The 18,082-nt window shown below is 62.1% G+C and carries 15 protein-coding genes; 6 read left to right on the top strand and 9 right to left on the bottom strand.

Features of this window, described 5'->3' with window-relative positions; translation table 11 throughout:
• The first annotated feature begins 46 nt into the window (after positions 1-46).
• The 3 genes from L5849_RS11145 to L5849_RS11135 are packed head-to-tail and all read left to right on the top strand — an operon-like array spanning position 47 to position 4,298.
• Positions 47-772: an ABC transporter ATP-binding protein gene (locus L5849_RS11145; protein WP_236925623.1), complete on the top strand. Its 726-nt coding sequence runs from the start codon at positions 47-49 to the stop codon at positions 770-772.
• Positions 769-3,132 (top strand): FtsX-like permease family protein, encoded by a 2,364-nt coding sequence (locus L5849_RS11140; protein ID WP_236925622.1) that lies wholly within the window; start codon positions 769-771, stop codon positions 3,130-3,132. The genes L5849_RS11145 and L5849_RS11140 overlap by 4 nt, the downstream gene beginning before the upstream one ends.
• A complete protein-coding gene (locus L5849_RS11135) occupies positions 3,132-4,298 on the top strand; it encodes an efflux RND transporter periplasmic adaptor subunit (RefSeq protein WP_236925621.1) in 1,167 nt (388 codons plus the stop codon). The genes L5849_RS11140 and L5849_RS11135 overlap by 1 nt, the downstream gene beginning before the upstream one ends.
• Here the strand turns inward: L5849_RS11135 and L5849_RS11130 are convergent.
• The 5 genes from L5849_RS11130 to L5849_RS11110 form a co-directional block, all read right to left on the bottom strand.
• Positions 4,295-4,885, bottom strand: coding sequence for a hypothetical protein (locus tag L5849_RS11130; protein ID WP_236925620.1), 591 nt, complete (start codon positions 4,883-4,885; stop codon positions 4,295-4,297). The two genes, L5849_RS11135 and L5849_RS11130, sit on opposite strands and share 4 nt — an antisense overlap.
• Positions 4,886-7,591 carry a cation-translocating P-type ATPase gene (locus L5849_RS11125; RefSeq protein WP_368735736.1) on the bottom strand — a complete coding sequence of 902 codons (2,706 nt, stop codon included), beginning with the start codon at positions 7,589-7,591 and terminating at the stop codon, positions 4,886-4,888. It abuts the gene before it with no gap.
• 180 nt (positions 7,592-7,771) lie between these two features.
• Entirely contained in the window at positions 7,772-8,215 is a 444-nt protein-coding gene (locus L5849_RS11120) for a DUF2267 domain-containing protein (protein ID WP_236925618.1), read from the bottom strand.
• Positions 8,216-8,318: 103 nt separating this feature from the next.
• Positions 8,319-9,326 (bottom strand): 2-hydroxyacid dehydrogenase, encoded by a 1,008-nt coding sequence (locus tag L5849_RS11115; protein ID WP_236925617.1) that lies wholly within the window; start codon positions 9,324-9,326, stop codon positions 8,319-8,321.
• A 188-nt stretch (positions 9,327-9,514) separates the two neighbouring features.
• Complete coding sequence (locus tag L5849_RS11110; RefSeq protein ID WP_236925616.1) at positions 9,515-10,003, bottom strand: Hsp20/alpha crystallin family protein; 489 nt, start codon at positions 10,001-10,003, stop codon at positions 9,515-9,517.
• A gap of 349 nt (positions 10,004-10,352) precedes the next feature.
• Between L5849_RS11110 and L5849_RS11105 the strand changes: the two genes are divergently transcribed.
• Both L5849_RS11105 and L5849_RS11100 read left to right on the top strand, forming a co-directional pair.
• Positions 10,353-11,471 (top strand): PAS domain-containing sensor histidine kinase, encoded by a 1,119-nt coding sequence (locus L5849_RS11105; protein WP_236925615.1) that lies wholly within the window; start codon positions 10,353-10,355, stop codon positions 11,469-11,471.
• Positions 11,464-12,099 (top strand): response regulator transcription factor, encoded by a 636-nt coding sequence (locus L5849_RS11100; RefSeq protein ID WP_236925614.1) that lies wholly within the window; start codon positions 11,464-11,466, stop codon positions 12,097-12,099. The genes L5849_RS11105 and L5849_RS11100 overlap by 8 nt, the downstream gene beginning before the upstream one ends.
• Here the strand turns inward: L5849_RS11100 and L5849_RS11095 are convergent.
• Positions 12,096-12,461: a hypothetical protein gene (locus L5849_RS11095; protein WP_236925613.1), complete on the bottom strand. Its 366-nt coding sequence runs from the start codon at positions 12,459-12,461 to the stop codon at positions 12,096-12,098. The genes L5849_RS11100 and L5849_RS11095 overlap by 4 nt on opposite strands.
• 162 nt (positions 12,462-12,623) lie before the next feature.
• Here L5849_RS11095 and L5849_RS11090 point away from each other — a divergent pair, with 162 nt between their 5' ends.
• Positions 12,624-13,442: a universal stress protein gene (locus L5849_RS11090; protein WP_236925612.1), complete on the top strand. Its 819-nt coding sequence runs from the start codon at positions 12,624-12,626 to the stop codon at positions 13,440-13,442.
• On the opposite strand, the gene L5849_RS11085 is transcribed toward L5849_RS11090, so the two are convergent.
• The 3 genes from L5849_RS11085 to L5849_RS11075 form a co-directional block, all read right to left on the bottom strand.
• Positions 13,439-13,621, bottom strand: a complete 183-nt coding sequence (locus L5849_RS11085) for a hypothetical protein (protein ID WP_236925611.1) — start codon at positions 13,619-13,621, stop codon at positions 13,439-13,441. The genes L5849_RS11090 and L5849_RS11085 overlap by 4 nt on opposite strands.
• Positions 13,622-13,769: 148 nt before the next feature.
• A complete protein-coding gene (locus L5849_RS11080; RefSeq protein WP_236925610.1) occupies positions 13,770-15,119 on the bottom strand; it encodes a patatin-like phospholipase family protein in 1,350 nt (449 codons plus the stop codon).
• Between the two features lie 54 nt (positions 15,120-15,173).
• Entirely contained in the window at positions 15,174-17,954 is a 2,781-nt protein-coding gene (locus L5849_RS11075; protein WP_236925609.1) for a phosphoenolpyruvate carboxylase, read from the bottom strand.
• Positions 17,955-18,082: the final 128 nt, after the last annotated feature.

Below are 18,082 nucleotides of genomic sequence, written 5' to 3'. Positions count from 1 at the left end.
ACGGCCGCGACCCACGTTATAGACCCGCGCGATGCCCGAGGCGGTGATGACAGAACCCGGAAATGGACGCGAAGTTGCCTTTGTCGGGCGATCGCTTCGCAAAACCTACGTGACGGGCGAAACCGAGGTTCACGCCTTGCGCGGAGTGGATCTCGACATCATGGCCGGAGAGATTTTGGTGCTGCTCGGCCCGTCGGGCAGCGGCAAGTCGACGCTGCTCAACATCGTCGGCGGGCTGGACCGGCCCACCTCCGGCACGCTGTGGTATCGCGACACCGAACTCACCGCGCTGGACGAAGCCGACCTTACCCGTTTTCGCCGGTCCAGCATCGGTTTCATCTTCCAATTCTACAATCTCATTCCCAGCCTGACCGCAGAAGAGAACGTGCGGCTGGTAACCGACATCGCGGAAAATCCCATGTCGGCAAAGGAAGCGCTGGAACTCGTCGGTCTGGGGGACCGGCGCCATCATTTCCCGGCCCAACTGTCGGGCGGCGAACAACAGCGCGTCGCGGTTGCCCGGGCGGTTGCGAAACGGCCGGGAGTCCTGCTGTGCGACGAACCCACCGGAGCGTTGGACAGCGCGACCGGCGTCAGGGTTCTGGAGACGCTGGCAGAGGCCAATCGCGAACTCGGCACCACCTTGATCCTGATCACGCACAATGCCGGCATCGCCGCCATGGCCGACCGGGTCTTCAACTTCCTCGATGGGCAGATCGCATCGATCGAAACCAATGAGAACCGAATTTCGGCCTCGGAGATGACGTGGTGAGGGCGCTGGATACCAAGCTCCTGCGCGATCTGTGGCGCCTGCGCGGACAGGCGCTCGCGATTGGGCTGGTGATCGGTGCCGCGATGGCGACGTTCGTGATGGCAATGGGTGTGCACCACTCGCTGACTCAGACCCGCGATGCCTATTACGATCGCTATCAATATGGCGATATCTTCGTCAGCATGACCCGGGCGCCGCGCAGCATCGTGCAGCGGATCGAAGCGGTCGATGGGGTGGCCATCGCCGAAGGCCGGATCGAACAATTCGCCACGCTGGAATTCGCCGACCGCATCGAACCGGTCCGCGCGCTGATCAATTCGGTCGGAGCGGGCGGCGAAAGCAAGCTCAACAGGCTGGTCCTGGCGGAAGGCCGCGGCCCGGTGATCGACAAGGCCAGCGAGGTCGTGATCGACAAGGCGTTTGCCGATGCCAATGATCTCGAACTGGGCGCCCGGATCGATGCTGTCGTCTATGGCAGCCGGACACGGCTCGAAGTGGTCGGCATCGGCCTCGCGCCAGATTACATCTGGTCGATCGCACCGGGAGAGCTGATCCCCGATGCCAGTCGCTACGGCATTTTCTGGATGGGGGAGAAAGCGCTCGAGGCCGCTTCGGGCCGCACGGGCGCGATCAACGCCCTGTCGCTGAAGCTCGAACGCGGAGCGAGCGAGGACGAGGTCGTCCGGCACGTCGATGCCATCGTCGCGCAATATGGCGGGACCGGCGCAGTCGGCCGCGAAGACCACATGTCGAACGCCTTCCTGACCAGCGAACTCGACCAGCTCGAGGCGATGACCACGATCATCCCGCCGATCTTCCTGCTGGTCTCCACCTTCCTCGTCTATGTCGTGCTCGGCCGGACGATCCGCACGGAGCGCGAGGAAATCGGGCTGATGAAGGCTTTCGGCTACGGCAACTGGGCAATCGGCTGGCACTATCTGAAATTCGCCATTGCCGTGGCCCTGATCGGCATTCTCATGGGTTCCGCGCTCGGCTGGTGGATGGGACTGTCCATGACCGAGCAATATGCCGAATATTATCGCTTCCCATTCCTCTACTATCAGGTCGCGCCCAACGTGTTCGCGACCGGCGCCGCGCTGGCATTCGGGTCGGCCGGGATCGGCGCCATCGGCGGGGTGCGGGCTGCCGCAGCGCTGACTCCGGCGGTCGCCATGTCGGCGCCGCCACCGCCCATCTATCGCGCAGGCCTGGTGGAGAAATTCGGCCAGTGGGCGGGCATATCGGCTGTGGGTAACATGATCATCCGCCACATCGCACGCTGGCCGGGACGCTCGGCGGTGACTGTATCGGGCGTGGCTCTTTCCCTTGCCCTGCTTTTCGCGACGATCCAGTTCATCGACGGTTCGCGTGCCATGCTCGACAATTATTTCTTCCGGGCGCAGCGACAGGACATCTCCGTCGCCTTCATCGAACCGCAGAACGAAAAGGTTCTCTTCGAACTGGCCTCGATGCCCGGTGTCCTGAGAGTGGAACCGGCCCGTGCGGTCCCGGTGGTCATGCGCAACGGTGCACTCTCGGAACGGGTCGGGATCGAGGCGGCAGAAATCGACGACCGGCTTTCCGCGCGAGTCGATGCGAACGGCTTCGAGGTTCCGCTGCCGGCTTCGGGCCTGATGTTGAGCCGCTCCCTCGCGAAAAAGCTCGACCTCGCACCCGGAGACAGGGCGGAAGTGGAACTGCTCGGCGGGCGCCAGACCAAGACGACATTGACCGTTGCGAGCATTATCGACGAACTGATCGGTACACGGGCCTATGCGCGAAACGAGGCGCTGTCCCGCCTGACACGCGACGGGACTCCGGTGGGCAGCGCCAATCTGCTGATCGATCCGCTCTATCGCGACCAGTTGATAACCGAACTCAGCGATATGCCGCTGGTCCTCGGGATCACCGAACGCGATGCGGCGATGCAGCTTTTCGAAGAAATCATCGAGGAGAACATCATGGTGATGATGGGTTTCTATATCGCGTTCGCAGCCGCCATCGCGGTCGGCGTCGTATATAACAGCGCACGCATTCTCTTTTCCGAGCGGGCGCACGAGCTCGCCACCATGCGCGTGCTGGGATACCATCGCAGCGAAGTCGGCATCGTTCTGCTCGGAGAACTCGCCCTGCTCGTCGTTGTCGCGGTACCCGTCGGGTGCCTCACCGGCTATCTTCTGGCCCAATTGATGGTTGCGATGTTCAGTTCCGATCTCTTCCGCCTTCCCTTCGCCCCCGACCGGTCGAGCTACGGGTTCGCCGCGCTGGTAGTGCTGGCCGCGGCCAGCGCGACGGCATTGATCGTCGCCCGCCGGGTCGCCCGGCTCGACATGGTCCGTGTATTGAAGGCGCGCGACTGATGTGGGACCGGATCAAGAACTGGCGCTGGGCCATCATCATCACGGCGCTGCTGGTAGCCGGGCTCGCCTATAGCTTCTGGCCCGAAGCGGAGGCCGTCGATCTCGGCACGGTCAGCGAAGGGCCGATGGAGGTGGGCCTGACCGATGACGGGGTAACCCGCGTGCACGATCTCTACACCGTCACGGCACCGGTCACGGGATATGTCACGCGGATAGAGCTGGATCCCGGCGACGAGGTCGTTGCGGGCCAGACCGTGATCGCCCGCATGTCGGGAATTCCGTCGACGCCGCTCGACCGGCGGACAAGGCTGGAAATCGGCAATGCGATTGCCGCGTCGCGCGCTGGCGAGGCGAGCGCGGCCGCTACCCTGCGGCTGGCGAAGGCCGATCTGGAGCGCGCGGAGGCCTTGGCCGAGCGGGGTTTTCTGCCCCGGTCGGACCTCGACGCGCGGCGGGCCGCGGCTGCCACGGCGAGCAGCGAACTGGCACGCATCCGCGCCGAAACCAAGCGGTTGCAGAGCCAGCTATCCGAGCCTGCCGCCTCTGGCCTGCCATCGAGTGGGACAGTGGCGGTACGCTCGCCGGAAAGCGGGGTCTTGCTTCGGCGGCTTGTCGAAAGCGAAGGAGTCGTGGCGCAGGGAACCGCGCTGGTCGAAATCGGCGATCCGGCACGCATCGAGGTGGTCGCCGATCTGCTGTCGCGCGAGGCTGCGCAAATCAAGCCCGGCGATACAGTGAAGATCACACGGTGGGGTGGCGAGGATGCCCTGCCCGGCCGGGTGCGCCGGATCGAACCCTTCGGCAGGCTCAAGATATCCGCGCTCGGGATCGAAGAACAACGCGTCAATGTCATCATCGATTTCGCGCCCGATGCCGCCCGGCGGATCGCGCCCCTCGGCCATGGCTACCAGATCGATGCCACGGTCATCCTGTGGCGCGAAGACGCGGTGGTGCGGGTTCCCGTTGGCGCTTTGTTCCGGGGATCGGAAGGCGGCTGGCAGGTCTTCGTCGAAGCCGATGGCAGGGCACGGCGGCGCGATGTCGCGATCGGTCACCTCAATGATGACTTTGCCGAAGTTCGCGACGGTTTGAAAGCGGGCGAGCGCGTCGTCCTCAATCCGTCGGGTAATATCGAGGACGGTACGCGCGTTTCTCCGCGCGCCTAATCCTGTCCCGGATACTTCACCCGCGGCCCGATCCGCGAAATCACTTCGCGCGCGTCGAAGGCGCGCAAATTGCCGTTCGGCATCGGCCCGTCTCCGAGGCGGATTTCGGCAATTGCCTCAAACCGATCGACTTCGCGGATATCGACATGATCGGTCCAAAAGGAATGGCCGTGATAAGGATACCAGGCCTGCCAGCCACGCGGCCCGTAATACCGCCAGTATGGACGCCAATAGCCATAATAGGATCGATACCAAGGATCGTATAGCGGATCGCGCCGGAAGCTGCGTTCGACCTCGTGCTCGATGACACGATCTTCGATCACGAACCAGGTGTGCCCCTGCTCCAGCGTCAGTTCGGCGGCGCGGAACAACAAGTAACTTTCGACCTGTTCGCGCGAGGTCAGCGAATTGCCTGCAAACGACACCCGAAAGCGATATTCGCCCAGTTGTTCATCGCTATAGCCGCCCGATACACGGTTGGCCGAAGAAATCGGCTGGTATGGCGTGCTGTTGTAGGTACAAGCTGCCGTCGCAAGCAGACCCGCCCCGACCAGCGCCGTCATTGCCTGTCTGAAGAACCGGGCCATCTATTCTCTCCTCAGGATATTGGATCGACCCGCATCGTCGGCGCCATCGCAGCCCCGCTCCATAAGTAATGTACCGCTCGACCGGGCACGACGCGTACGATTGATCCACCATTTCGCCGCTTCGGTGGAAAGCAGGACGGCCGAGGCGGCAAGAAGGCCCTGCGCGACGACATCGGTGCCGACGGGACTGATACCGAGCAATGTCTGGGACAGCGGAAGATGCTGGGCAGCGACATGCAGCATCAACGCGCTGCCCAGCCCCGCGAACAGCCATCCGTTTTCCGGCGCATGCCACCTCCAAAAGGGCCGATGGAGGTTGCGAACGGTGAGCAGGAAAGCGTTCTGGAACAGCACCACGATGAACAGGACGGCGTTACGTGCCTCCGCGACGCTTTCTCCCGCGGCTAGATGGCCTGCCATGACCCATATCGCGGCTGCGGTCATCACGAGGGTTCCCGGCAACATCAGTATGATGGCATCGATATCGATCAGCGTGACCAGCTTCCGCCGCGGGGGTCTCTGCAATTCATCCCCCTCTCCCTTGCCGAACCCCAGCGTAACATCCTGAATGCCATTGGTGACAAGATTGAGCCAGAGAAGCTGGACGGGAGTGAGCGGCATCGGCAGCCCAAAGCCCAGGGCGCCGATGAACATGAGGATTTCGGCAAGCCCCGTCGCCAGCATGAAGATCACGATCTTGCGAATGTTGAGGAAGGTAACGCGCCCTTCCTCGATTCCGGACAAGATGGTGGCGAAATTGTCGTCCGCGATGACCAGGTCGGAGGCTGCACGCGCAACATCCGTACCGCCCTTGCCCATGGCAACGCCGATGTCCGCCGCGTGCAATGCGGGGCCATCGTTCACACCATCCCCCGTAACGGCGACGATATGGTGGTTGCGTTGCAGGCCTTTCACGATCGCCAGCTTCTGCGCAGGCTCGATTCTCGCGAAGATTTCCGCATCGCCGATCGTCCGATCGAAAGCTTCGCTCTTGCTATCCAGCCCCGCAAGCTGAGCCCCGGTCACGACCTCGCCTGGATGGACATCCAGGCCCAGTTGCCTGGCAATGGCGAGGGCCGTCGCCGGATGATCGCCAGTAATCATTCGCACCGAAATGCCTGCCTCGCGGCAATGCGCGAACGCTTCGACAACGCCGAAGCGCAGCGGATCGGTCAAGCCGACGAACCCCAGCAGCCGAAGCCCGTGGAGCCGTTCGTGGATAGGCCCTGCGGATGCCGCCGAATCGGCGTAGGCCAGTACGAGGACCCGGAACCCCTCGGCGGCAAGCCGCTCGGCAGTTTCGACCGCGCCCGGAGGCACTCCCGCACACATTGGCAGGACCGTTTCCGGCGCCCCTTTTACCACGAGGCGGGTTCCCTGGGATGATACAGCTTCGACGGCAGCGAAGCGGGCCGCAGGCTCGTAGGGAACGATGGCCAGCCGCTCCATTCCGAGCAGGTTCTCGGGATCGTGACCGGTCTCGCGGGCCAGATCGAGCAGAGCGACATCCACTGCATCGCCTACCGGGCTGCCCGTATCGCTCAGATGGGCTTCGTTGCAAATGGCGGCCGCCGAACCGATCTCGCCAAGGCGATCGCTTCCGCCTCCATTGAGCCACTGCTGGCGCTCGAAACTGGTTCCATCGGCCAGAACCACGCGATGGACAGTCAGCCTGTTGAGGGTCAGCGTTCCGGTCTTGTCGGTTGCGATGAGTGTGCAGGACCCAAGTCCTTCCACGGCTGGCAGCGACCGCACGATCACATTGCGCCGGGCCATACGGCTGGCGGCTGCGGATAATGCTACGGTCACTGCGATGGGCAGGCCTTCCGGGATCGCTGCAACGGCAAGGGCAATGGCCAGCAGCACAATCTCGCGCCATCCTCCACCCTGAAGCGCAAGCAGGACGGCCAGCACCAGAATCAGGAATACCGTGGCAATGGCTATCCTTCGCGCAAGCTTCGCCATGCGTCTGACCAAGGGTGTTTCGACCGCGCCGCGAGCGTTTTCGGTGAGCATGGAGCCGATATTGGCCAGCAAGGTACCCGCCCCCGTTGCCACTGCGACACCAAGCCCGCGCCCTTCCACGACGACGGTCCCGGCATGTGCCATGGTCAGCCGGTCCCCGGCTACGGTTTCCGACTCCAGCGACAAATCGGCATCTTTCAGCACGGGCATGGATTCGCCGGTCAGGGAGCCTTCGTCGATCCGGAGACCGTGTGCTTCCACCAGCCTCATATCGGCCGTAACCTTCATCCCGCTTTCAAGTTCGACGATGTCGCCCGGCACGATCTCAGCCGCCGGTATCTCGCGCACGACACCGTCACGCACCACGCGGGCGAATTGCGGCACCAAGCTGCGCAGCGCGCGCGCGCCGGCATCGGCCTTGTATTCCTGATAACTGCCAACAAGGGCGTTTGTCGTCAGGACACCGAAAATGAACACCGCGTCCCACCTGTCGCCGATGAGGAGAGATAACGCCCCCGCGAATATGAGCAGATAGATGAGCGGGCTGGTGAACTGGTGTGCGAAGATGCGGAGAGGACCCATCCTCTGGGGCTCGGGCAGCAGGTTCGGCCCGTGCGATGCCAGCCGCCGCTCGGCTTCGCTCTGCACAAGGCCGTTACGGGAAGAGGCGAAGCGGTTGAGGGCGTCCCTGGCGTCAAGCGCATACCAAGGTTCGTCGGCTCCTTGCTGCGGATCGGTGATGGATATGTACCTCTGCTGTCAGTTATGCCGCTTGTCGCCGGGGCATGGGCCGCCGCCGTTCTTATCGGGACCCTGAAAAGGAGAAGCGGCGCGGGCTATCAGTATTAGTCCATATTGATGGGGGTCGGCGCCTTGCCAACGCCGTGAGTTGCGGGAGAGCGCCGGGCTGCCCCTTCCCGATCAGGTCTCACTTGCCTCGTAATCCGGCCAGAGTTCCCGAATCTGCTTGGGCAGAGCCCGATAGACCTTGCCGACCTGACCCGGCGAGAGATGGCGATCGAGAACCCGGACGACGGCATCGATCGCGTCGCTCGCCCCGACCGCGCGGGCATCGGCGAGATTCGCAGCAATATGCTGGCGGAATTCCTCCGCCGTATGCCACCGGGTCGGCATCGTGGAGGGATCGAAACCCGCATAGAAGCCTCCCCGGACAAGAAGCGGCAATTGCGCCCCGAAATGGGCGGCCAGTTCCACGGGCAAGCGGTCGCGTAGTGCCTGTAGCACGGTGGTGAGCACCTTCCAGGCCAGATGGCGGTCCGGGCCGATCTCCTCCATGATTTCATCGAGCCAGATATGTGTCGATTGCAGAGTCTTGTCGAAAACTTCGAGGCCTGTCGTGCTCATGAAAGATCCTTCGCTCGGCTATCGGTGCACCGGACAAGCTAGCCGCGATCACAGGCGGCGCATTAAGGAAACCTCCGCATATCGCCGATTGGCACTTTGAAGCTCAGTCTTGGTCGCTGGGATGCAGCCCGGCGGAATGAAGCGGCCTGCCATCCCGCTCGAAAGCGCTGGCATTGGCAATCGTTATCCGCGCGATCGCTTCGAGCGCCTCGGTGGTGAAAAACCCCTGATGGCCCGTAATCAGAACATTAGGAAAGGTCAGGAGCCGCGCGAAAGTATCATCCATGATCGCCTGGCGCGACATATCCTCGAAGAAGATGTTCTCCTCTTCTTCGTACACATCCAGTCCGAGCAGACCGATTTTCCGCGTCTTCAGCGCGGCGATGATCGCTTGCGTATCGATTACCGCCCCACGACTGGTGTTGATAATGGTGACCCCGTCCTTCATTCGCGAAAGGGCCTGCGCATCGATCAGATGATGGGTCTCGGGCGTGAGCGGGCAATGGAGAGTGACGATGTCGGCGCTCTCGAGCAACTCGTCGAGCGCAACGTACCGACCATGGAAATCGCCGTTCGGCAGCGGATCGGTTCCCAGAACCTCGCATCCGAAACCGGTGAGTATTCTTGCCACGCACATCCCGATCTTGCCCGTGCCGACAACACCGACAGTGCGACCCGCAAGATCGAAACCGAGCAGCCCGTCGAGCGAGAAATTGCCCTCGCGTACGCGGGCATAGGATCGGTGGATTTTGCGGACCAAGGAAAGCAGGATCGCAACGGTATGTTCCGCGATTGCGTGAGGAGAATAGGCAGGGACCCGCGCTACGGCGAGGCCGAGATCACGAGCGGCTGCAAGGTCGACATTGTTGAAACCGGCGCTGCGCAGACAGATCAGGCGAACGCCGACATCGCGCAGCACCTCCAGCGCCGGACGGTCGGCACAATCATTCACGAAGGCGCATATCGCATCGCTACCTTGCGCCAGTGCCGCGCTTTTCTCCGACAGATGGGCGCGGTGGAACTCCAACTCGTGCGGGGCGCCTGCCTCGGTGTTGGCGGATAGGAGGAATTCCTCATCATACGGCTTGGTACTGAAAACAGCGATTCGCATCGTCGAACTGCCCTTCCTCCATCGGCCTCAAACTCCGGTGACATGATCATCGCAGCCCCGACATCGATAAGAAAGAGCCCCGACTCGTCAATGAGCCGGGGCCTCGTTGTGGAGCGTTGTGTGGGGGCACATCTTGCTCCTTCGGGCTGCCCCGATAGACGGGAGGTCGGGACAGGGGGCAGCCTGATTCAGGAAGCGCTCTTCGAATGGATCTCGATCTTGCGCTTTTCGGATCTTGCGTCCTTGCTGCGCGGGATCGCGATACGCAGCATACCCGCTTCTTGTTCGGCAGTAATTTCGTCGGTCAGCGCATCGTGCGGAAGGGAGATGCGTCGCTCGAAGGAGCCATAAGCTCTTTCGCTGATGACATAATCACAGTGCTCTTCGTGGCTTTTCTCTTTCTTTTCGCCCTTGATGATCAGTGTGTCGCGATCGACCTGGATCTCGACATCCCCATTCGCGACCCCTGGGATTTCCGCATCGATGGTATAGAGCGTGTCGGTTTCTGCCATTTCGATGACAGGCGATGCTGGAAACTGAAAGGCCGACCAGCGCGCGGGCAGTTCGTCCATCAGGTGATCGACCCCCGTTCGCATCCGGGTGAAAGGCTCGATAAAGCGCTCGGCGAAGCTTGGTTCTAGCCGCCGCTCGGTGGCTCTGACTGTCTGCTTGGCCATTCTCCGGTCCTCCTTTCTGCCATTTGTGCAAACCGCATAAATCCGTCCAGAGGCGGCCACGATACGCAAACCTCCGTATGGCGATCCTCACCCACGCGGACATGCGAGATCACGCGCAGGTCATTCTTGCCTGCTTCGGCACGGGCGCGCGGCACGGGCACCGTAAACCGCACTGGGGATCGCGGAGGGCAACCATATAGTGTAAGTATCTTACGCCTGAATTCGTCTATCGGAGGGCCTGGTCCGAGATATTGTGTCTCGACGCTTAGCCATCACCCAAATGAAGGTCGCCCAACTACAAGTCCGCAGCATGAACAATCATCAATCCACCCCAGGAGTCCCTAGCCAGGTGTTTCGCCGAATCGACGAACTTCACGCGCTGATCGATGTGGTTCCCGACGCAATGGTCGTAATCGATCGAACCGGGGCGATCCGATCCTTCAACAAGGGGGCAGAGCGGATATTCGGATATAGTGAAGAGCAATTGCTGGGCGAGAATGTCAGCGTTCTGATGCCCTCGCCCGATCGCGAGGCGCATGACGGATATATCGCACGCTATCTCGAAACGGGCGAAAAGCGCATTATCGGAAGGGGTCGGGTCACGACCGCGCGCCGCCGCAACGGCGACACTTTCCCAATCGAGCTGGGGCTAGGCGAGGTGGAAATCGCGGGAGTTTTGCATTTTACGGGCTTCATTCGGGATCTAAGTCAAATGCGGGAGAGCGAAAAGCTCATGCATTCTCTACAGGCCGATCTCGCCCATGTCTCGCGCATTTCATCCATGGGGAGCCTAGCGAACTCTATTGCTCACGAGCTCAACCAACCGCTGACGGGGATAGCCAACTACGCAGGCGCGGCCGTGGATCTTCTCGACGATCCCTCGCCGGAAGATCTGGAGAACCTGCGACATGCCGTGTCCGAATGCCGTAACGAAGCTCTTCGTGCAGGCGATATCATACGGCGGCTGCGCACCTTCATATCGCGTGGTGATGTAGAGCTGGAGATCGACAGCCTCAGACGGATCGTCAATGCCGCCACAGCCATCGCTTTGGTCGATGGCGACGGGCGCGACGTGGATTTCTCCAGCCAGTTCGCTCCGGACTGCGAATGGGTGCTGGTCGTCCCCGTGCAGATCCAGCAGGTCCTGGTCAATCTGATCCGCAACGCTCTGGAAGCAATGCAGGATACCGACAGCAAGCGCATCCGCGTCTACAGCATGTGCGAGAGCGACGGGATGGTCCGCGTTTCGGTCAGCGATAGCGGTCCCGGCCTGGATCCGCGCGTAGCGGAAAGACTGTTCCACCCCTTCGTCAGCACCAAGTCCAGCGGCATGGGGCTGGGCCTTTCCATATGCCACACGATCGTCAACGCGCATGGCGGAAAGATTTGGGCCGGCCCATCCGAATTGGGCGGAACCGAGTTCTCATTCACACTCAAAAGGGCCGATTTGAGAGATGCGGATGGCTGATTATCCAGTCTATCTGGTCGATGACGACCCGTCGATCCGGCGTTCAATCGGATTCATGCTCCGCACCTCAGGGCACACGGTCCATACGTTCGAAAGCGGCACTCAGTTGCTCGGCGAAGTCGAACGGCTCGATCCGGGATGTGTCGTTATCGACATCCGCATGCCGGGTCCCGATGGACTCGATGTGCAGGAGCAAATGCGCAAGCGGGCCATCACGTTTCCGGTCGTGGTCATGACGGGCCACGGCGATGTCGAACTGGCGGTCAAGGCGATGAAAGCCGGCGCGATCGATTTCATCGAGAAGCCCTTCGACAAGCGCCAACTGTTTGCCGCGATCACCGAAGCATGGCGGCGTCTTGACGACAACGACAGATGGCGGACGAGAAGGGAAGAAGCGCAAGCCCGGCTTAAACCGCTTACCACCCGCGAAAAGGAAGTGCTGGAAGGCTTGGTCAAGGGCCATCCCAACAAGACCATCGGCTACGATCTCGGCATCAGCCCACGCACGGTCGAGATCCACCGCGCCAACCTGATGTCGAAACTGGACGTGCACAGTCTCTCCGACCTCCTTCGCGTGGCGTTCATGGCGGGTGTCGGAGAAACGGATGAGATTCCTGGGAAGGACTAAATCAGGGCAATCTCGGCAACGCGAAATGGCAAACTCGTGCCGTCGCGTTCGATGACCTTCAGAACCGCGTCGGCCCTGATCGAGCGATCAGGCATGCTGGCAAAACAGCCCTTGCTTCCCGGGAAATCTCCGTCGCGAAAACTCCAGCAGTCCCGACACTTCACGACATAGCCGGACAGATCCGGTTCGTTCGGCCAAAAGCGCCTTACGGTTGCTCTTTTCGGGTTTCGTGCCACACCGGCCCCATCGATCATGCCAATCCGATCGAGCGGGACGCGGATGAGGTAGGCCCGACCGACAGAACCAAGCGGATAGTCGGCCGAACGGGCCATCTCCAGCTTCACAAGACTCCAGTCGCTCATGGCAGCCGCTTCTCCTGACCTGGCGCAATCGTGTCCTTCGTGCGCACCGACGCAAATACGGAAACTACCGAGGCTATCCGTCAGGACATTTGCGTAATTTCGCAAAGACCTCTGCCGCCTAGGAGGCGGGCTACAGAAACAGTCAAGGAAGGGGAGAGTTCCATGCGCTCGATACTGCTCCATATTCACGACGACGAGGCCATGGAGGCCAGATTCCAGGCCGCTCTCGACGTCGCCCGACGCTTCGATAGCCACATCACCTGCCTCCAGGCCGTGCCCTATGAATTCGGCATGCCCGGAGACCTCTATTTCTCCCTGGCGATGGACATGGCGGCTTCGTTCCGCGCCAACGCGGACCGGTTCCAGAAAGAGATCGAGAACCGTCTGACGGGCGAAGGGGTGCGATGGGACTGGGTCCGCACGAAAGGCGATGCTGTCGATCAGATCGATCATCTGGCGCCGCTGTCGGACATGGTGATCTTGGGGTCGCGCAACCCCGTCGGGGATGCCAGGCAGCCGTCACGGCTGGTCACCGAAGCAGTCGTCGGCGTAAAGGCTCCGGTTCTCGTCGTCCCCCCATCGGTCACCGGCTTGGCTCTGGATGCGCCTGCGGTCGTCGCATGGAATGGCTCTTCGGAAAGCGCCCACGCCCTTCAGGCGGCGCAGCCGATACTGAGCGCGGCGTCGGAGGTCCATATCTTCGCCGTAAGAGAAAAGACGAGCCCTGACAGGCGGGGTTTGTCGACATCTGAGGCAGCGAAATTTCTCGCCCGTCACGATATCGAGCCGCTGATCACCGAACTCGCCCGCGAGGGCGAGACTTCGATTGCCGCGACGCTCATCGATGCGGCAAAGATACGCAAGGCGGGGGTCGTCATCATGGGCGCTTACGGTCGTTCGCGCTTTCGCGAGCGGCTGCTCGGAGGCGTGACGCGCGACATGCTGTCCGATCCTCCGATCCCCCTTTTGCTAAGCCACTAGATAACTCCAATCGTCGCCGGGGGATATTCGTCCGGACTACGATCGGGTTCGTCGAAATCGGGTTCGGTCGGGATGATCTCGGGCTGTCGGTCCGGAACCGGCTCGTCCGGCTGAGCCGGAGTTTCGGGCGGCGACTGGGGATCGATCCGGTCCGGTTCGCGCGGGGGTGTGGTGGCCATGCTTTGCTGCCTTCCTTGCAAGGTCTGCCGAGCCACAGATCTCTCGCCATGCATTGTGCCGAACGCGATACGTAATCCACCTAGGACAGGATGATAGCTAATGTCCGGGTCGGGCCGCACAGCGGGATCGCCGCTTTTGCGACGCTTCTTAAACCCCGTCGATCTTGCTCAGCGGCCACCATGGACCCTCGGGCCGTTCTGCCTTGTGGCGGCCGAGATCGCGCAGGCGGGCCATGAAGGCGGGTTTGAACATCTCGTCCTTCTTGAAGTTCTCGCCCACATCGCTGGGGAAGGTATCGTAGCGATCCGCACTGGTCAGCATGATACGGCCATAGGGATTGTTGAGCCTGAGTGCTGCGATCGCTCCGATTTCGCTTTCATTGACGAGCAGATCGTAACCGCGCTGGCCGTTTCTGAGCGGACCCGATTTGGTGTTGAGCGTCGCGTCGGGCTTGCGCGCCGTGGGGCCGTTGCGCACCACATAGACGCTCGGTGCCGTCGCTTCGTAATCCTTTACGAAAGCGTCTTGCGTGACGCCGTCGGCAACCTTTGCCAGCGCGTGACTCTTCATCTGCTCGCGCACTTCGGCGTCGACGGCAGCCATGGCGCGGTCGAAGAAAACGGAGCGGCGGACCCCGCCATCGTAAAGCGCGAGCTCTTTTCCGTTGCTGCCGGCGACACGCAATTGCTGGTGGAATACCGGCATGGCCGAAGATGCCATTGTCGCCGCCGCCAGAGCCTCTGCCGCTGCCGCGGCATTGGGCGCGGCATTCACCAGCTCCTTGATATCGGCATAGCGGAACACCCCGCGTTCCGCCTCGACGAAACCGGCGAAACCTTCGATGCTCGATTCCCCGATCGCTTCGATCAGTCGCGTATCGCCGCCTGGCATGAGCGCCTCGACGATCCGCTTGCGCAAAGGCGCAGTGCCCGCGGCCGAACCGTAAACCGGGACGCCGATCATTTTGGTATGCTTGACGACCTCGCTCTCGCGTTTCGGCGAATAGCCCCATACCAGCCGATCGAGCGCAAAGCGGCGCATTTCGGGCGTCTGCTTTGGGTCGAGCGCCACCATCAGCATCAAGGTCTGAAGCGACCCGGTCGAAATGCCCGTGATGACCCCGACATCGTTCAACGCCAGTTCGTTGGCGCTGTTGCGGCTGAGTGTGTCGAACAGACCGGCACCATAGGCGCCCCATTGACCGCCCCCCGACAGCAGCAGCACGTTGCAATCGGGCCGACCCGCCTGGTTATGCGATTGCACCGCATCGCGGATCGAGCAGGACAGGCGGTCATCCAGGCGGCATTCCTGCGCATGCGGAACGTCGGCCTGAACATCGCGAACGAAGGGGCCGACATCGCCATCGACGACATGCGTGTAGAAGTCCTCGATTGCGAAGGTCAGCGGGCCGCGACGAAACAGCCGGAAGGCCAGGTAACCAAACACGCCGAGCGCCAGCAGCGTGGCACCTACGCCAAGCAGAAAGTTTCCCATCATTACTTCCCCCCCATCGGACGGGAAGACAATGCGACGGTTTCACTCCAATATCAATCAGCCGTGCGCACCGAATTCATTGGCAATCGCGGTCGATATCCGCAGACACAGCGCGTAGGCTTGCTCGATAGGGTCGATATAATTCTTGCGGATCGCGGCATATCCTTCGCCTTCGCCGCGCGGATATTCGCCCGGCTCGTCGAGCCTGAAATCGTCCTTGCGGGGGAAGCTGGTGGGAAAGGCACGGCGAAGCTGCGCCAGGGCCTCGTCGATACGCAGGGTGAACACCATTTCGAGCACATCGGTGCGGCTGATGTCGTTGGCGCGGCTGAATGCGGGTACCGAAACCACCTTGAGAAACATGTGCTGAAGCAGCGCCAGTCGCACGGCCTGCAATACGCCGATCGCGCGGCGGACGCTTTCGCGTTCTGGATGCGGATCGTCGTCCGGCACGAGATCGAACAGCCGGTGGAGCTTGAGCGCATCGACACGCAACCGCGAAGCAAGGCGCCGGAAGACCCCGTTGCGATCGTCTTTGATAAGATATTCGGCCAGAGCCTCGCAGGCCTGCGCCAGATGCGGCTCGGTCCCGCGATAGGGGCGGCTCGCCCAATAGGCGGAGTTGAACAGTTCGCCGAAAGCGGCAACGGTCTTGATGCTCGCAAGCGCGTTGGAAGCGCGCACCAAACGCATGATCTGGCGACCGCGCGGGCTTTCCGAAAGCAATGCGCCCACCTCCTCGATATTGGTTTCCGCCGCGCTGCCCACCCCGGCGATGATGTTCACGGGATAGCCCAATTGTTGCAGGATCGCATTATGCGGTATCGCCCGTATCTGCCGCAGGCTCATCTCGCGATCGGCATTGAGGTCGCTCTGTCGGCGCGACCTGCGACTGCCTGTCTCGTTCAGCAGGCCGAGGCCGAAGGCCGTGATCGCGCGGCTATAGGTGCGGCTTTCGAGATGTTCGCGCTGATGATCCTTGATCGCGCGGTAGAAATCGAGGCTGAGATCGGTCCGGCGATAGAAAGGATCGGTGGGCACGTCGGAATCGGTGTGCGCGGGGCTGTGCGCCACGATTTGCGTCAGCGTGGCCAGCGCCATGTCGGGCGTCGCAAACAGCAGATACCCATCCCCGCCCTGGAAACTCGCTTCGGGTTCGAGCGCGATTCCAGCCCGCGCGAACCGCCGTTGCGCCCACGGGCTGAGCGCCCATTCGATACGATCTTCGAAGCTGGAAGGATGCGCGCCCCGCCCCATTCCCTCGCCATGCGTGTCGAAGATCAGCGCTGTGATATCGCTCAGGCCGTTGGCGTCCATCGCCTCGGCCAGACGGCCCTGCAGGCGCTCGATCGCCAGGCTGGCGGGTATCTGCCCCACGAACCGGCCTGCATCCGAAAAACCGGTCTGGATGGCCACCCGGCCACGCGTTCGCGCATAGGCGCGGTAATCTGGCTCTGCGAGCAGGAGGTCCAAGAACCGTCCGCCATGTTCGAGCGCGGTTTCCGTTTCGAACAGCGGCGACACATCGACCTTGTCGGCTATCCCGAACAATCTGGCGAAATAGAGCGCGGCAAGCACGGTCGAGGGTTGTTCGCACTCTGCCACCAGCATGCGGATCGGCGCATCGGCATCGATATGTTTGAGAATCTGCGCCATTGCGAGAAACTGGCGGGTCGCGGTCGAGCTTTCGACGGCGAGACTGGCGAAGTTGGCGCTTTGCGGCTCGACATTGGCAAGGAGTTCGCGCAGCGCCGCAATGGCGCCGCGGCTCGACAGATCGATATCCGCAGCGTCCCCGAGACGGGTCCGGATGGCATTGTGGAGTTGCTTCGCGTTCACGCGGAAGTGAATCCAGCCCATGCCCAGCCCATCCGCGCGCATGGCAGCGACAAGCGTGCGCAGGGCAATGGCCCGCTCGGCATCGCCAGCGGCTGCATCGCTCTCCAGTTGCTCGATCAGGGGGGTGAGCGAAAGGAGCTTGTCGGGACCATCCCTCGTCAACCGGTTCGCCGCTGCCGAAAGGGCTTCGGGATCCGAAAGATCACCGGCAAATTCCGCCGCGCTGGTTTCGGCACGGTCGGATGCGGCGCGCAGGGTCGCGACAAAATCGTGAGCGGCATCGATTTCCGTCAGCCTATCGGCATACCGGCCCAACCGCTGGGCCTTCTCGGCCAGACGGAAGGCAATGGACGTGTACCATTTGATATCGGTGCGGCCATCCATGTCGTAGCCGACCCAGGTGGCGAAGCGGAACGGCAGCGGCTGCAGTTCGGACCAGCGATCCGGAAAGGCCCGCCGCGCTTCCCGCAAAACCCCGCTCACCATGCGGTCGCGCGCATCCTGCGCATTGGCGAGCGCTGCCATCGCGCGATCGTGTTCATATCGCAGCGTGATCTCCGGCTCCTCCGGAGCTTCGCGAAGCCGGGGCTCGCCGCCCGACAAGACAGCCTCCGCAACTGCTTCGCTCCTGTGGGGCGACAGGAGGAAGGTCGGATGGGCGGTGAAGACCGCGTGCATATGGGGCCGCTCCCACATCGCACGATACATCTCGAAGTCATCATTTGCGACACTCAGGGCCGAGAGTCTCTGGACCGCATCCTGCGGCTCGATCAGCTGGCGCAATCGTGCGGCCCGCGCGCCGAGCGACTGGGTTTCCAATTCGTCGACCAGCCCGGCCAGCGCTTCGATGCTGAGCTCACCCCCTTCCAGCTTGCGCGAAATGTCGAGCGAGAGCTGGAAAACGGGATTGAAGAGCGGCGTTTCGCGCGTTTGTCGGTGGAGGATGCGCAAGCGTTCGCTCAAGCTTGCCAATGTCGGTTCGATCGTCGTTTCGGCCATCGTTCTTCTCTATGCACCGGGAAGGGAATGCGTTCCGCGGCAATGCGGCGCCGCTGTCAAGCAATGCCCGCAGCAGGGCCAATGAATACGCATGCGAAAGGGAAATTGGCTTACGTTCCGCCCTCATT

The organism is Erythrobacter sp. SN021, assembly GCF_021864455.1.
This window is presented reverse-complemented; position numbering and strand designations above follow the sequence as displayed.

Bases quoted from the DNA above. Each gene is read 5' to 3' on its own strand.
- L5849_RS11145 (WP_236925623.1), top strand. From the start codon at position 47: ATGACAGAACCCGGAAATGGACGCGAAGTTGCCTTTGTCGGGCGATCG.
- L5849_RS11135 (WP_236925621.1), top strand. From the start codon at position 3,132: ATGTGGGACCGGATCAAGAACTGGCGCTGGGCCATCATCATCACGGCG.
- L5849_RS11130 (WP_236925620.1), bottom strand. From the start codon at position 4,885: ATGGCCCGGTTCTTCAGACAGGCAATGACGGCGCTGGTCGGGGCGGGT.
- L5849_RS11120 (WP_236925618.1), bottom strand. From the start codon at position 8,215: ATGAGCACGACAGGCCTCGAAGTTTTCGACAAGACTCTGCAATCGACA.
- L5849_RS11115 (WP_236925617.1), bottom strand. From the start codon at position 9,326: ATGCGAATCGCTGTTTTCAGTACCAAGCCGTATGATGAGGAATTCCTC.
- L5849_RS11110 (WP_236925616.1), bottom strand. From the start codon at position 10,003: ATGGCCAAGCAGACAGTCAGAGCCACCGAGCGGCGGCTAGAACCAAGC.
- L5849_RS11100 (WP_236925614.1), top strand. From the start codon at position 11,464: ATGGCTGATTATCCAGTCTATCTGGTCGATGACGACCCGTCGATCCGG.
- L5849_RS11095 (WP_236925613.1), bottom strand. From the start codon at position 12,461: ATGAGCGACTGGAGTCTTGTGAAGCTGGAGATGGCCCGTTCGGCCGAC.
- L5849_RS11090 (WP_236925612.1), top strand. From the start codon at position 12,624: ATGCGCTCGATACTGCTCCATATTCACGACGACGAGGCCATGGAGGCC.
- L5849_RS11085 (WP_236925611.1), bottom strand. From the start codon at position 13,621: ATGGCCACCACACCCCCGCGCGAACCGGACCGGATCGATCCCCAGTCG.
- L5849_RS11080 (WP_236925610.1), bottom strand. From the start codon at position 15,119: ATGATGGGAAACTTTCTGCTTGGCGTAGGTGCCACGCTGCTGGCGCTC.
- L5849_RS11075 (WP_236925609.1), bottom strand. From the start codon at position 17,954: ATGGCCGAAACGACGATCGAACCGACATTGGCAAGCTTGAGCGAACGC.